This window comes from Rhizorhapis suberifaciens (assembly GCF_014200045.1).
Taxonomy (GTDB): Bacteria; Pseudomonadota; Alphaproteobacteria; order Sphingomonadales; family Sphingomonadaceae; genus Rhizorhapis; species Rhizorhapis suberifaciens.
The window spans coordinates 61,311-74,529 of sequence record NZ_JACHOV010000006.1; the positions used below are offsets into that span (position 1 = coordinate 61,311).

Genomic DNA, 13,219 nt, shown 5'->3' on the forward strand with positions numbered 1-13,219 from the left:
TCTCGTTACTAACTCGGAGGCGGGCGGAGACCCCAAGTTCTGCTATTCATCTATGCAGACTCATGCAGGCTGAACTTTCCTGTCTCACGCTATCCACGACCTGGGATTTTCTTTGAGATCGCTGGAAATCCATGATTATTGATGTGCCGTTGAAAGGAAACGGCACATGCGCAAGGCGCTCTCTGACAAGACGATATTGGCGCTCAAGCCAAAGCCGAAACGCTATGAGGTGTTCGATGCCTTGTGCCCGGGCCTCGGTATCCGCGTAACTCCGCACGGACGCAGAACCTTTTCGGTCAAATATTACTACGGAACCAAGCAGCGCCGATTGCGCCTTGGCCACTACCCGATCATCTCGCTTTCAAAGGCGCGGGAAAAGGCAATGGACGCGCTTCGACAAGTGGGAGACGGGATTGATCCCGCAAGTCGTCGCCGTCAGCCCGGCATGTTCGTTGCGGCGATCTGTGCGGATTTCATCCGGCAATATGCCAAGCCGCGCAATCGGAACTGGCGCGAAACCGAACGGGTTCTGAACCGCGAATTTGTAAGCATCCACGGGCAGCGTGATATCCGCCAGATCAAACGTGCCGACATTCTGGAAATCATGGATGGTGCCGTTGAGCGCGGTGCAGGATATCAGGCCAACCGTATCCTCGCGACCGTGCGCAAGCTGTTCAACTGGTGCCTTGAACGCGGGATTATCGAGACATCGCCAATCGGCGGGCTGAAAGCACCCACAAAGGAAGTTTCGCGCGACCGGGTTCTGGATGATGATGAAATCGTCCGCGTCCTGAGAGCGTGCCGCAATGACGAATATCCGTTTCGCCAGTTCGTGCCGCTGCTACTCGCCACCGCGCAACGACGCGGCGAGCTTGCCAACATGCGGTGGAGCGAAATCGATCTTGAAGCGCGGACGTGGGTCATTCCCGCCGAACGCTCGAAAAACGGTAAACCGCACGTCGTGCCGCTCGGCGACTATGCGCTCGAATTGCTGTCCGAGGCGCCCCGGTTTCTCGATTGCGATTATGTGTTCACGACCACGCGCCGGTCCGCCGTGAGCGGCTTCAGCAAGGCTCTGCGGCGTATTCACGAACGATCCGAAACCGCCGATTGGCACATGCATGACCTGCGCCGAACCGCTGCATCCGGCATGGCCCGCGCGAAGGTGCCGCCCTATGTTGTCGAGAAGGTGTTGAACCACATTTCCGGCACGATTTCGGGTGTCGCCGCCGTCTACAACCGATATGCATATGACGAGGAAAAGAAGGAGGCGCTCGACAAATGGGGGGATGTTCTTGAGCAGTTTTCTGGAAGAAGCTCAGGCCCTGTTTGATGAGGCCATAATGGCCGAACTTACAGCAATGCTCAGCGTTTCAAACGGCGCGGCCGCAAGCGCGTTTCAGGCTGACCTCATCGACTTGTGCGCACATTATCGTGCGATCATCACGACGCTGCCGTGCGATCTTCCAGATGCGCCATTCAATCTGTCTCTGACAAAGCGCGCCGAGTGGCTCGAAACGAACGTCATCAAGCCCAGCGAGCGGCTGCTCACGGCCATCGACGATGAGAAACGGGCGATGTTTTCAACGTGGCCCTATCCACTGACAGTGCCGGAGTTTCGGAACAACGCTACCCTTGGGAGCGAACTTGAAGCGCTGCGCGATTCCGCAATTCAGTTGCTCGATTCGCTCCGCGCACAGCAGTCTGACGATGCCGGTCACAGTCAGGAATTGAGGGCCGAGGTGTTCGCTTCGATTGCCAGAGCCTTGCGCAAGCACTCTGAAGTGCAGCCAAGCCGAGGTGTCTATGATCCCGAGCTACGCTATCGCGTCGGCAATTACGTCGATGCCATAAGATTGATTTTCAAGAAGATAACCGGAGCCTCGGACAATCTGGACAGGCTTATTCGGGCAGAAATCGCGCTGCCCTCATAGCCCGCTTGCACATTGGGACGGAAACGCAGTTCCAAGGTGCCATTGCCTCTGTAGCATCTCTTCGCCGTCTGAGAATATTTCATTGCCGTCAATCACGACAATGAAAGGCCAAGACGATGACGGCGATGATGAATACCAAGATATTACTGACGCGCGACGATCTGCCGCGCCTCGGCATTCGGATATCGAACTCCACCATGTTGCGGCTCGAGGCCGCAGGAAAGTTCCCTAAACGGCTGCGGATCGGCGACCATTCGGTCGCGTGGCTGGCTTCCGAAATTCACGCCCATATTGAAGCGCTCGCTCTCGCGCGGGGAGAGGCTGCATGACTGGGAACAAGGATGACGATGCTCGTCAAATCAAATCCGAAAGCGAGGCTGCGGACCTGTTTCGCGACGAATGCGGGCATCTCGTTCGTTATGTAACGGAGCGGGAAGCGTGGATCGTCAAGGTCGGAAAGCAGTGGGAGTTCGACACGTCGTTGCGGGTCGATGACATGATCAGAAACTTGCTGGGAAGTCGGAACGACATTGATCCGAAGTGGAAAGGGTCGCTGGCGGTCGTCCGCAATGTAAAGGGCTTTGCCATGCGCGATCCAGCGCTGCACCTGTCCGTGAGCGAGATCGATGCGGACCCGATGCTACTTGGGACCAAAACAGGTGTCTATTCCTTCGAATTGCACCGCCCCATTTCGCCGCCGAAAAACGCTTACATCGTCAATCGAACATCGGTTGATCCCGACTTCGGCAGGGTTTGCAAACGGTGGGAAAAGTTCCTCAATCAGATTTGCCGGAACGACATGGAACTGGTGAAGTTCCTTCAAAGATGGGCAGGTTACAGCCTTTCGGGCAGCGTTGCCGAACATGCATTGCTCGTCATTTACGGTCCGGGGGGCAACGGCAAAGGCGTTCTGTTCAACACTCTTGCCAGCATCATGGGCACCTACCACCGCGAGGCAGCGCCGGAAGCCTTTGTTGAAGGAAAGGGGCGTGCCCATGAAACAGCGATGGCCTTCATCGCAGAGGCGAGGTTCGTGACATTAAGCGAGACAGACCACGGCGGGGCATGGAACGAGGCAACGATGAAAAGGGCGGTCGCCGGCGATCCGGTCACCACTCGCCTGCTATACAAAAACCCATTCACTTATCGACCCAATTACAAAATATGGATCGGCACCAATCACCTGCCCAAGATTAAATCGGTGGGACCGGCGATGCGTCGGCGCATCCATCTTGTGGAATTGGACTATGTACCAAGGACGCCCGATCCAGATCTGGAGGCCAAGCTCCGCGACGAGCACGAGGCGATTCTAGCGTGGATGATGAAAGGCACGAAAGAATGGCGCGAACAGGGCCTCAATCCACCGGCGTCCGTCATGCTCGCGACCGACGAGTATTTCGAGGAGCAGGATATCATGGGAACATGGCTGCGCGAACGGACCCGCCGTTCGAAGGGGGTAATAACGCCATCATCCGCGCTGTGCGAAAGCTACAATCGCTTTTTGCGGTCGCGGAATATGTTGGAGGTTGATGCAAGCTATTTTGGCAGGCAACTGAGAGCGCGGGGCTACGAGCGGCAATTGGCAAAGGCCCACAGGGATGCAGTGCGCTCGCGTTGCTTCATCGGCATAAAGTTGAAGGCGAACACTTGAACAGCGTCAGCATATAATGGCGCACAGAGTGTGAACTGAAACCTATGCCAATTATATAATCGAACTGTTCAAGTGTTCGGCCGACGACGATCGATTACCCGTTTTCCAGCGTCGTGAGCGCCTTCTTCGCTTCCGCCAATGCCTTCGATCCTGCGGTCCATTGCCAAGGTTGGCGGGCGACATGCCCGTCCGCCAAGGCCGGAAACTCCGCCTTCTTCGAAATTGCAAGACGGAGCAGCATTCGTGCCTCGCGAGGCTTCATTTTCAGTTCGGTGCACAGGTCGTGCAGGGTGATCGTCTTGGTCTTTTCCGTGGTCATGATCTCGGTCCTTTGATCAGATGATGTGGGGCGCTGTGGGCACGTCGTCGGCTTCATCCATGAGCGGAATGACGAAGGAACGGCCCGGGCCGTGAAAGACATAGGCGTCGTCGTCGCTGCCGATTTCAAAGGTGAAGCGGACGCCATCGATATCGAGATGGATGATCTCGTCGTCATAGGTCACCGCGACCGCGCTGCCGGGGAATAGCAGGCGGGCATGATGGACAAGGTGATCGTGATCTTGAGGTTGGTACATATCGTCACTCCTTTCGTTGACGACAGACCAATTAAGACAGGCGGATAGTTGCGGTCAGGAAAAATCCTAGTCGAATCAGAGTTTTCTCTAAATATTCGGTAGATAGGATGGCGTAATGAGGAAAAAGTATTCCCGAACCAACATCCCGATCCGTCACGTAATTATTGCGTGGCAGCCGACCTGCATTGAACGGCGTGAAGGATCGGCTGAGCCGGGGCGCGTGGCAGTGTTTCATAAAGGCGACTTGGGAGAGTTGCCATACTTAATGACGCATGGCGCGGGATGGTTCTACTGGAAGGACGAGACTGTGGACGAGCTTGTCCGCCGCCTTGTGCGGTTGAAGCGTGAAATCGCGCGCGACTATGGAATTCCCAAGTGGCGCACCGAAGGTATGTTCCGGCGCATCCGCGAGTATCGTCTTTATCGGGTCGAGCAGCGCCGATGCCGCGAAGAGCGCAAGGTCGCGAAACGGCTGATTTCGGTTAGGACCCGCTGATAATGAATTAGGCCGTCCGCAGGGCGTGGATCGCAGTTTTGCGGGTCTTGGCGTCATGGTACGGCTGTGCCGGGTCACCTGTGGGCACCAGACCCGAATAAGTCTGCATGGGGTCACGCGATGCGGAACCTGCGGCCCCTGCCTCCCGAAGACAGTGTTCCTAGAGGATATCCTCGACCAAACCGCGAAGACGATCGAGATAGAGCGCCCGGGCGTTGGACGACGCTGCCTTTAGCTGCTGCACCTTTTGCCAACGATTGCGTCCACGTGGTCGCGGATAGCGCGCATCGCCTTTCACCTGCCTACACAGCGCGCGGACCTTGCGCCGGGCGCGAGATAGCTCGTTCTCGCTCTGCGCTGCGTAAGTCAGCCTGTGGGCCTTTCGCGAGGCGAACATGCCACCAACGAGATGGAGCAACTCGCATCGGGTGCCTTCGATAGGGCACAGGAAATAGCAGCGGATGCCACCATAGCGGCAAGGGACGCATTCTATAGCCACGCGCTGGTTGATGGTGCCGCCGCCGCCAGCTCTGATAATGCGCATCGATGCATCGCCGGTATCGCTCAGGTTGATAAAAATTCGCACGCTGAGCGCCTCTGGAGCCTGATTTTGCCAGCGCAACGTGTCATACGTGCATTCGCCGGATCGAAGCAGGCCCGCGCGCCGCAAAATGCGCAGGTCGATGGCAGGAAACTGCTCGACGGCCCCGCTATGGACGCTACGCCGCCGCCCGGAATTGATGCCGCCCATGATGGCCTCTCTGTGTCGCTGATGCTGGCCATTATACGAAATAGTCTGGCGAAGATCAGGCCGAACCCCGCCTGTGCAGCCTGGCTATACAGCTAGTCCAGTAGCCGCCCCGGTGTAACGCCCAAGGCAGTAGCGAGCTTGTCCACCACGGTAATCGTTGGGTTCCGCGCGCCACGCTCAAGGTCGCTGATATAGGTGCGGTGCAAGCCCGCCTCGTCCGCGAACGCTTCCTGCGACCAACCCTTTTCCTGCCGCAGCAGGCGCAGGTTTCTCGCAAGACGTTCCCGAATATCCATCGCTGCGACATGGACCGTGATGTAGCCAATCAGTCTACAGACAATCGGTGACAATTCACTTTGCCAGACCGCCGCCACTTTCTTATCGATGTCACTTATCGACTACAGCGAGAGGTGGCTATGCATCGCCAAACAGACCAATGCCGTTAGGCACGCTTCATACCGTGGAGGGTATCGTGCGCCGCGAGCCGCGCCGGTTCATCCTTGTGGTTCATGGCGGCGGGGAATGGGAGCTTGAGCCGGATCGCCATGTCGTGCGCCACGTTGACTGCGCGGTAGTGATCGAAGGTGTCCGAACAGGCTTCAACCGGCTGGAAGTAGTGCGAATCAAGCGCGAAGGCGAGGAATGGCGACCTGAACAAAGCTGGACGGCTTGGTTCGACCGCTGGCGAAGACGATAGGGCGACTTGGACGGCGTAACCTGCAATTTGCGGGATCCTGAGCGCGAACTGCATATATTTGAAATGCCCATACATCGGCATCAAAATCACATTAGTTTGACTTCGGGCCTGTCGAGCCTTGCAACGCTAAGCTGCGGCCAATACTCCTTCTATCGGAGGGGGATACCGTGTCGCAAAGTTTCTTCGAACATCCGATTCTTAACTCGCCATATGAGCCTCCGACCCGGTATCACGCGCTGGACGAGGAGGGACAGCCGCTTGAAGCCCCGCCGATCAGCGGGCGGCGTCCGTGCGACTTCATCACTCCGGTTCCCAAGCCCAAGCGCAAGTCCGGTAAGGCGGCGCAAGCGTCTATGGTTTTCACCGACACCGAGGGGCTGTCGGATGAGGATCAGGAATATAACCCCAAGCCAATCATCAACGAAATCCGCTCGCATGTCGAAACGTGGCGGGCGTTGCCGAGTGATCGCGATTGGGGGGTGTCACCCGCTACCGCGCGGCTGCTGCATCATTGGCGGCGGACGGAGGTTGAAGGGCTGCGACCCTTCTTCTGTCAGGTCGAAGCGGTCGAGACGGTCATCTGGCTGACCGAAGTCGCTCGTAGCCAGAAACGCTATGCCCACCTGTGGGCGCATATCGAAGGCGCAAACCGGCAATCCAGCCCCGATCTACTGCGTATCGCGATGAAGATGGCGACGGGTGCGGGTAAGACCACCGTCATGGCGATGTTGATCGCTTGGCAGACCGTCAACGCGGTGCGTTCGCCGACCAGCAGCCTGTTCAGCCGGGGCTTCCTGATCGTTGCTCCCGGTATCACGATCAAGGACCGGCTGCGCGTGCTGCTCCCCGACGATCCGGACAACTACTACCGATTCCGCGATATCGTGCCATCGGACATGCTGCCCGAAATCGCCAAGGCAAAGATAGTCATCACCAATTACCACGCCTTCAAACGGCGCGAGACGATGGACGTCACCAAGGTCGGCAAGGCGCTTTTGCAAGGGCGCGGCGATGCGCCGATGACGACCGAGACCGAAGGCCAGATGTTGCAACGCGCTTGCGGTGACCTGATGGCGATCAAGAACGTCGTCGTCATCAACGATGAGGCGCATCACTGTTACGAAGAACGCCCATTGGGCAGCGTCGAGGATTTGGCCGACGCGGATAGCAAGGCAGAGGCGAAGGAGAACAAGGAAGCCGCGCGCCTCTGGATCAACGGCATCAAAGCGTTAAAGCGGAAGACCGGCGTTCGGGCGGTCTATGACCTGTCGGCAACGCCATTCTTTCTGTCCGGGTCCGGCTATGTCGAGGGCACGCTGTTTCCGTGGGTGGTCAGCGACTTCTCGCTGATGGACGCGATCGAATGCGGAATCGTGAAGCTTCCCCGCGTGCCGGTCGCCGACAATCTCCCGATCGCTGACATGCCGATCTATCGCAAGCTGTGGGACCACATCGGCAAGGAAATGCCCAAGAAGGGCGCGGCCAAGTCGGGCGACCTTGATCCGCTGAAACTGCCCACAGAATTGCTGACCGCTTTGGATGCGCTCTACAACCACTATGTCAAAGTCGATGAGGCTTGGCGGCGTGCGGGCATTCCGGTCCCGCCCGTGTTCATCGTAGTGTGCAACAATACCTCGACCTCCAAGCTGATCGCTGAGTGGATTTCCGGCTGGAACCGCCCGAACGCGGATGGGGAGATGGTGAACATCCATCGCGGCCATCTCGAACTGTTCCGCAATTATGACGAGCACGGCAACCGGCTGGCCAAAGCCCCCACGTTCCTGATCGACAGCGCGCAGGTAGAGAGCGGCGAGACGATGGACGCGGATTTCCGCAAGATCGCCGCAGCCGAAATCGAACAGTTCCGCCGTGAGAAGCAGGAACGAACGGGCAGAGCGGAAGACGCAGACGATATCGATCCCGCCGAATTGCTCCGTGAAGTGATGAACACCGTGGGGCGCGTGGGTCGGCTGGGCGAGTGCGTGCGCTGCGTCGTCTCGGTGTCGATGCTGACCGAGGGGTGGGACGCGAACACCGTGACGCACATCCTCGGCGTTCGGGCGTTCGGCACGCAGTTGCTCTGCGAACAAGTCGTCGGGCGCGGCCTACGTCGCCAGTCCTACGAACTGAACGAGCACGGCCTGTTCGATGTCGAATATGCCGACGTGCTGGGCATCCCGTTCGATTTTACGGCCAAGCCGGTTGTGGTGAAGCCGACCACGCCCAAGGTCGTCACGCGCGTTCAGGCGGTGAAGGAACGGGTTGCGGCCAAGCCTGAACTCGAAATCGTGTTCCCGCGTGTCGAGGGCTATCGGGTCGATCTGCCCGAAGAACGTATTTCCGCGACGTTCAATGCCGACAGTCGCCTTGTCGTCGATCCTTCGATGATCGGCCCGTCGCGCGTCACCATGCAGGGCATCGTCGGCGCGAGTGAGGAACTGACCGCGCAGGGCGTCGGCGATCAACGTCCTAGCGCCATTGCTTATAGCCTTGCCGCACATCTGCTGAAACGCTTTGCAGGCGACGACGGGGATTTGCCGGTTCACCTGTTCGGGCAGGTGCGCCGGGTTGTGCGCGAATGGCTCGACGAGGGCTATCTGGTGCTGAACGGGGTGCCGATGGGCGTTCTCGACTATCTTGAAATCAAGGATCAGGCGGCGGAACGCATCTTCCTCGCCTGCCAGCGTTTCGAGCATGGATCGAAGGCAATCAAGGCCATCCTCGACCCCTACAACCCCAAGGCGTCGTCCCGGTTCGTCAACTTCACGACGAGCAAGGACACCTACAAGAGCGATCACCGCACCCATGTCAGCCATGTCGTCTGCGATTCTACATGGGAGGCGGAACTTGCCCGTGTGCTCGAAACGCATCCGCGCGTGGTCGCCTTCGTCAAAAATCAGGGGCTTGGCTTCGAAGTCCCCTATCGCGACGGATCGACGCCGCGCCGCTACCTCCCCGACATGATAGTGAAGATTGATGCCGGTCGGGACGAGCCGCTCAATCTGGTTCTGGAAACCAAGGGGTATCGCAAGGGGGATGCGCAGTTGAAGGCCGAGACGATGAAAACCCTGTGGGTCCCGGGCGTGAACAACCTCGGCACGTTCGGCCAGTGGCAGTTCGCTGAGTTTACGGATGTGTTCGAGATCGAGCAGTCATTTGCAACACTGGTGAAAGATGTGACCCGCGATGTTTGACCGGGTCGCCATTATCAAAACTGGTTGGTCCGAGGATTATCGCGGTGCGAAGGTTGTCGGGAACTACAGCTATAAGCATCCCGACCACGAGAAGGTGAACTTTCTTCCGGGGCCTGATGGCCGCTACTTCTGCTACGTTCCACCCATCGGCGGAAATAAAAAGGTCAAACCATTCGGCTCTGCGCCGAAGCCGATAAATCCGAACGGTTGGCTAGTATTTGCAGTCTCGCGCAATCCGCGAACGGGCGGGCTGTATGTGGTCGGCTGGTATGAAGACGCCTTGTTTCTGCATCGCCATGAAGTGCGTCCGGAATACGAAGATGGCGAACCTTGGTTTGGCCGAGGCGATGACGGACATGAGATTGTCTATACAATCACTGCGCCGAGAGCCTACGCCATAGACGGGCCAGAGCGGACCGAATGGTTCTCCGGCGATGTAATGAAGCGCCACATCCTCTATTTGCGTGGCCATGCGAATCCCGGCGACTATGAGGAGAAACTGGCCGAGAAGCTGCTCGCCTATCGCTCCCGCTGGCTCGCCCATCTTGGACAGGAAGAGGAACCGCTTTACGTTTCCCCCGAGGAAGGCGCTCAGTTTAAATATGGCGGCGGCGGATTTGGCGGGGGAGGCGAAAGCCCGTTCCACGAGGCGTTGCGACTATGGGTCGAAGCAAACCCTGCATCTGTCTTGCCATCTTACGCGAAGGCAACAGCCGACACCGAAGTCCCGCTCCTGTCTGGCGACCGGGTGGACAACGTCTATGACCGCAGGGACCGCATCGCCGTCATCGAAGTGAAATCATGGATTTCAAACGAGGATGACGTCGAGCGCGGTATCTATCAGTGTATCAAGTATCGCGCTGTGATGGAGGCCATGAAGCATAAACGCGCCGTTCCTATCGACGCTGTGCTGGTCACCGAGCGACCGATTTCCGGCAAACACCAAAAGTTGATCGCCAAGCACAACATCATTCACTTTGAAGCCCCCAAGGACCGTAAATAATGGCCCGCGCACCCCGTTCACCCAAAGGCCCTAAGCAGGTCACCGCGCTCAATCATGAAACCGATGCGCGCCGCAATATCCCGACCGCTGAAATGGCCGATCTGGCGGCTATGCAGGAGGAACTCGATCCGCTTGCGCCGATCGCCTATCCGCGCGCCCGACCGCTGGCGGAAGGGGAGACGCGCGAGCGCGATACCGATCTTGATCCGCAGATCGTGTGGAACGGCGCGCGCATCCGGTTGACCAAGGCTCAGGTCGCTCAGCTATCCGAAACCGGCGAGGTCGAAATCGGCGATGCCCAGCTAGTCTGGCGCGGCAAGGACCGGCAGGACTGGTCGGACCTGATCGTCACCGCGCCACCGCTCTACATTCAGGAGAAGGTGCACCCCAAGGCGATCATCGATGACCTGATCAGCCGGTCGAAGGCGACCAAGGAAGCGGATACCGACGCGCCCGATCTGTTCGCGGATTTCAACGGCCTTGCCGATCCGATGGCGCGCACCGAATTCTACCAGCACGATCAGCACTGGTCGAACCGGATGATCCTTGGCGACAGCCTTCAGGTGATGGCGAGCCTTGCCGAGCGGGAGGCGCTCAAAGGCAAGGTGCAGGCAATCTATTTTGACCCGCCCTACGGCATCAAGTTCAACTCGAACTGGCAGGTTTCCACGCAAAGCCGCGACGTGAAAGACGGCAAGCAGACTGACCTAAGCCGCGAGCCAGAGCAGGTGAAGGCATTCCGCGATACATGGAGCGATGGCATCCACTCTTACCTGACGTATTTGCGTGACCGACTGACGGTGATGCGCGAGCTATTAGCTGAAAGTGGTTCGATCTTCGTTCAGATCGGCGATGAAAATGTTCATCGTGTGCGAGCGGTGCTGGACGAGGTGTTCGGGCCTACGAACTGCGCGTCTCTTATAACAGTCGAGAAAACCAGCGCCCAAACGGATCGGTATCTGCCGAGCGTTGCTGACTATGTGTTGTGGTATTTCAAAGATCGAACCGCATCGCCAAAATTCAGAAATGCGTGGTCGGACAAGGGAGCTTCGGAGAGTATCAGACGGGAGTATCGCCGAGCAGTTACGAGCGACCTTCGACACGGCGATGCCGAGGAACTCGGAGAGACTGGACGAATCTACCGGCAAGACAATATTGTCTCACAGAAGCCCCCCGGGTCGTTTCCGGTACCGTTTGAAGGAAAAACCTATCGTCCGCTTACTGGATACTGGAAGACTGGCGAGCTTGGCATGTCGCGTTTGGTTCATGCGGCCCGGCTCCAACAACGCGGAAAAATGCTTTCCTACGTTCGCTATCTCGATGACTTCCCTGTGATGCAGATCAGCAACCAGTGGAGTGACGTGAAGTTCTCCAGCCGTTCGGAAGAGAAGACTTACGTAGTTCAGTCGTCAGAGAAGATTGTGCAGCGCTGCCTCTTGATGGCCACAGACCCGGGTGATCTCGTGCTTGACCCTACCTGCGGTTCCGGCACCACAGCCTATGTCGCCGAACAATGGGGGCGTCGCTGGATCACCATCGATACAAGCCGCGTGGCACTGGCGCTGGCGCGCACCCGCATCATGTCGGCGCGCTATCCTTGGTATTTGCTCACTGACAGTGCCGAGGGGAAGCACAAAGAGGCAGAGATCACCGGCAAGCCACCCAGCGACGTGGCGACTTATGGTGATGTGCGGCAAGGCTTTGTCTATGACCGCGTGCCGCACGTCACGCTTCGAGACATCGCGAACAACAGCGAGATCGATGTCATCTGGGACAAGTGGCAGGAGGTTCTCGAACCGCGCCGTGCCGAACTGAATAGCCTCACAGGTAAGAACTGGCAGGAATGGGAAATCCCGCGCGAACCTGATACGGGATGGTCGAGCAATATTGTGGGCGTCCATGCCTCTTGGTGGGAAGCGCGCATTACCCGTCAGAAGGAAATTGATGCCTCGATCGCTAAGGCGGCGGATGTCGAATATCTCTATGACAAGCCCTATGCCGACCCGAACCGCGTCCGCGTTGCAGGGCCGTTCACGGTCGAAAGCCTGTCACCGCATCGCATCGTCCCCGCCGATGCCGAAGAATTGATCGACGTTCTCGACGCAGCGGACGGCAAGAAGAAGCGCGGGCCGCTGTCTTCATCCGAAACCGACTTCGCGGCGATGGTGATCGAGCATCTGAAAACGGCGGGCGTCCACCAGACCGACCGCGATGATCGCATCACCTTCACCAGCGTCATTCCGTTCGCCGGACGCGGCTATATCGGCGCGGAAGGGCGCTTCATGGAAGGCGAAACTGAACGCCGTGCCGCGATCTTCATCGGCCCGGAATTCGGCACCTTGTCGCGCATCGATTTGACCGCTGCCGCCCGTGAAGCAGCGGAAAGCCGTTTCGACGTACTGATCGCCACCGCCTTTTCCTTCGACGCGCACGCCTCAGAACTCACCCGCCTTGGGCCGCTGCCGATCCTCATGGCCAAGATGAACCCCGACCTGCACATGGCGGGCGAACTCAAGAATACGGGCAAGGGCAATCTGTTCACCGTCTTCGGCGAACCCGATATCGACATCCTCGACGAAGCCGATGGCCGCATCGCGGTGCGCGTCAACGGTGTCGATATCTATGATCCCAACACCGGCGAAGTCCGCTCAAACGACGTGAAGGGCATCGCCGCATGGTTTATCGACACCGCCTATAACGAGGAAAGTTTTTTCGTCCGCCACGCCTACTTCCTCGGCGCGAACGAACCCTACAAGCAGTTGAAGAACGCCCTGAAAGCCGAAATCGACGAGGAAGCATGGGCCACCCTCAACCGCGCCACATCTCGCCCGTTCGACCGGCCCGAGACAGGGCGGATCGCGGTAAAGGTCATCAATCACTTCGGCGATGAAGTGATGAAGGTTTTCGGGGTTTAGGCG

13 protein-coding genes are annotated in these 13,219 nt (G+C 58.2%); 9 read left to right on the forward strand and 4 right to left on the reverse strand.

All coding sequences use genetic code 11. From position 1 onward, the window contains the following. The first annotated feature begins 166 nt into the window (after positions 1-166). The 4 genes from HNQ99_RS08820 to HNQ99_RS08835 all read left to right on the forward strand — a co-directional run bounded on the left by HNQ99_RS08820 (position 167) and on the right by HNQ99_RS08835 (position 3,585). The gene (locus HNQ99_RS08820; RefSeq protein WP_184475293.1) at positions 167-1,333 is read left to right on the forward strand and encodes a tyrosine-type recombinase/integrase; all 1,167 of its coding nucleotides are present in this window, start codon (positions 167-169) and stop codon (positions 1,331-1,333) included. After that, positions 1,296-1,934 carry a hypothetical protein gene (locus tag HNQ99_RS08825; protein WP_184475294.1) on the forward strand — a complete coding sequence of 213 codons (639 nt, stop codon included), beginning with the start codon at positions 1,296-1,298 and terminating at the stop codon, positions 1,932-1,934. Before HNQ99_RS08820 ends, HNQ99_RS08825 begins: the two co-directional genes overlap by 38 nt. Positions 1,935-2,050: 116 nt before the next feature. Beyond that, positions 2,051-2,263, forward strand: a complete 213-nt coding sequence (locus HNQ99_RS08830) for a helix-turn-helix transcriptional regulator (RefSeq protein ID WP_246414821.1) — start codon at positions 2,051-2,053, stop codon at positions 2,261-2,263. Beyond that, positions 2,260-3,585: a phage/plasmid primase, P4 family gene (locus HNQ99_RS08835; protein ID WP_184475295.1), complete on the forward strand. Its 1,326-nt coding sequence runs from the start codon at positions 2,260-2,262 to the stop codon at positions 3,583-3,585. The genes HNQ99_RS08830 and HNQ99_RS08835 overlap by 4 nt, the downstream gene beginning before the upstream one ends. A gap of 94 nt (positions 3,586-3,679) precedes the next feature. Here HNQ99_RS08835 and HNQ99_RS08840 read toward each other — a convergent pair whose 3' ends face one another. Next, positions 3,680-3,904, reverse strand: a complete 225-nt coding sequence (locus HNQ99_RS08840) for a hypothetical protein (protein WP_184475296.1) — start codon at positions 3,902-3,904, stop codon at positions 3,680-3,682. Between the two features lie 16 nt (positions 3,905-3,920). Continuing rightward, entirely contained in the window at positions 3,921-4,160 is a 240-nt protein-coding gene (locus tag HNQ99_RS08845; RefSeq protein WP_184475297.1) for a hypothetical protein, read from the reverse strand. A 115-nt stretch (positions 4,161-4,275) separates the two neighbouring features. On the opposite strand from HNQ99_RS08845, the gene HNQ99_RS08850 reads away from it, so the two are divergent. Continuing rightward, positions 4,276-4,656, forward strand: coding sequence for a hypothetical protein (locus HNQ99_RS08850; protein ID WP_184475298.1), 381 nt, complete (start codon positions 4,276-4,278; stop codon positions 4,654-4,656). A 160-nt stretch (positions 4,657-4,816) separates the two neighbouring features. Here HNQ99_RS08850 and HNQ99_RS08855 read toward each other — a convergent pair whose 3' ends face one another. Then, entirely contained in the window at positions 4,817-5,407 is a 591-nt protein-coding gene (locus tag HNQ99_RS08855; protein WP_184475299.1) for a hypothetical protein, read from the reverse strand. Positions 5,408-5,499: 92 nt separating this feature from the next. Next, complete coding sequence (locus HNQ99_RS08860) at positions 5,500-5,781, reverse strand: helix-turn-helix domain-containing protein (protein WP_322790348.1); 282 nt, start codon at positions 5,779-5,781, stop codon at positions 5,500-5,502. Between the two features lie 62 nt (positions 5,782-5,843). On the opposite strand from HNQ99_RS08860, the gene HNQ99_RS08865 reads away from it, so the two are divergent. The 4 genes from HNQ99_RS08865 to HNQ99_RS08880 all read left to right on the forward strand — a co-directional run bounded on the left by HNQ99_RS08865 (position 5,844) and on the right by HNQ99_RS08880 (position 13,216). After that, positions 5,844-6,104, forward strand: coding sequence for a DUF5818 domain-containing protein (locus tag HNQ99_RS08865; RefSeq protein ID WP_184475300.1), 261 nt, complete (start codon positions 5,844-5,846; stop codon positions 6,102-6,104). A 167-nt stretch (positions 6,105-6,271) separates the two neighbouring features. Continuing rightward, a complete protein-coding gene (locus tag HNQ99_RS08870) occupies positions 6,272-9,298 on the forward strand; it encodes a BPTD_3080 family restriction endonuclease (RefSeq protein WP_184475301.1) in 3,027 nt (1,008 codons plus the stop codon). After that, positions 9,291-10,301, forward strand: a complete 1,011-nt coding sequence (locus HNQ99_RS08875) for a hypothetical protein (protein ID WP_184475302.1) — start codon at positions 9,291-9,293, stop codon at positions 10,299-10,301. The genes HNQ99_RS08870 and HNQ99_RS08875 overlap by 8 nt, the downstream gene beginning before the upstream one ends. Next, positions 10,301-13,216, forward strand: a complete 2,916-nt coding sequence (locus HNQ99_RS08880; RefSeq protein WP_184475303.1) for a site-specific DNA-methyltransferase — start codon at positions 10,301-10,303, stop codon at positions 13,214-13,216. Before HNQ99_RS08875 ends, HNQ99_RS08880 begins: the two co-directional genes overlap by 1 nt. Positions 13,217-13,219: the final 3 nt, after the last annotated feature.

What these genes read in the sequence shown, in the direction of transcription:
- HNQ99_RS08880 (WP_184475303.1), top strand. Translation starts at nt 10,301, where the DNA reads ATGGCCCGCGCACCCCGTTCACCCAAAGGCCCTAAGCAGGTCACCGCG.
- HNQ99_RS08865 (WP_184475300.1), top strand. Translation starts at nt 5,844, where the DNA reads ATGCCGTTAGGCACGCTTCATACCGTGGAGGGTATCGTGCGCCGCGAG.
- HNQ99_RS08845 (WP_184475297.1), bottom strand. Translation starts at nt 4,160, where the DNA reads ATGTACCAACCTCAAGATCACGATCACCTTGTCCATCATGCCCGCCTG.
- HNQ99_RS08850 (WP_184475298.1), top strand. Translation starts at nt 4,276, where the DNA reads ATGAGGAAAAAGTATTCCCGAACCAACATCCCGATCCGTCACGTAATT.
- HNQ99_RS08855 (WP_184475299.1), bottom strand. Translation starts at nt 5,407, where the DNA reads ATGGGCGGCATCAATTCCGGGCGGCGGCGTAGCGTCCATAGCGGGGCC.
- HNQ99_RS08835 (WP_184475295.1), top strand. Translation starts at nt 2,260, where the DNA reads ATGACTGGGAACAAGGATGACGATGCTCGTCAAATCAAATCCGAAAGC.
- HNQ99_RS08875 (WP_184475302.1), top strand. Translation starts at nt 9,291, where the DNA reads ATGTTTGACCGGGTCGCCATTATCAAAACTGGTTGGTCCGAGGATTAT.
- HNQ99_RS08830 (WP_246414821.1), top strand. Translation starts at nt 2,051, where the DNA reads ATGACGGCGATGATGAATACCAAGATATTACTGACGCGCGACGATCTG.
- HNQ99_RS08840 (WP_184475296.1), bottom strand. Translation starts at nt 3,904, where the DNA reads ATGACCACGGAAAAGACCAAGACGATCACCCTGCACGACCTGTGCACC.
- HNQ99_RS08820 (WP_184475293.1), top strand. Translation starts at nt 167, where the DNA reads ATGCGCAAGGCGCTCTCTGACAAGACGATATTGGCGCTCAAGCCAAAG.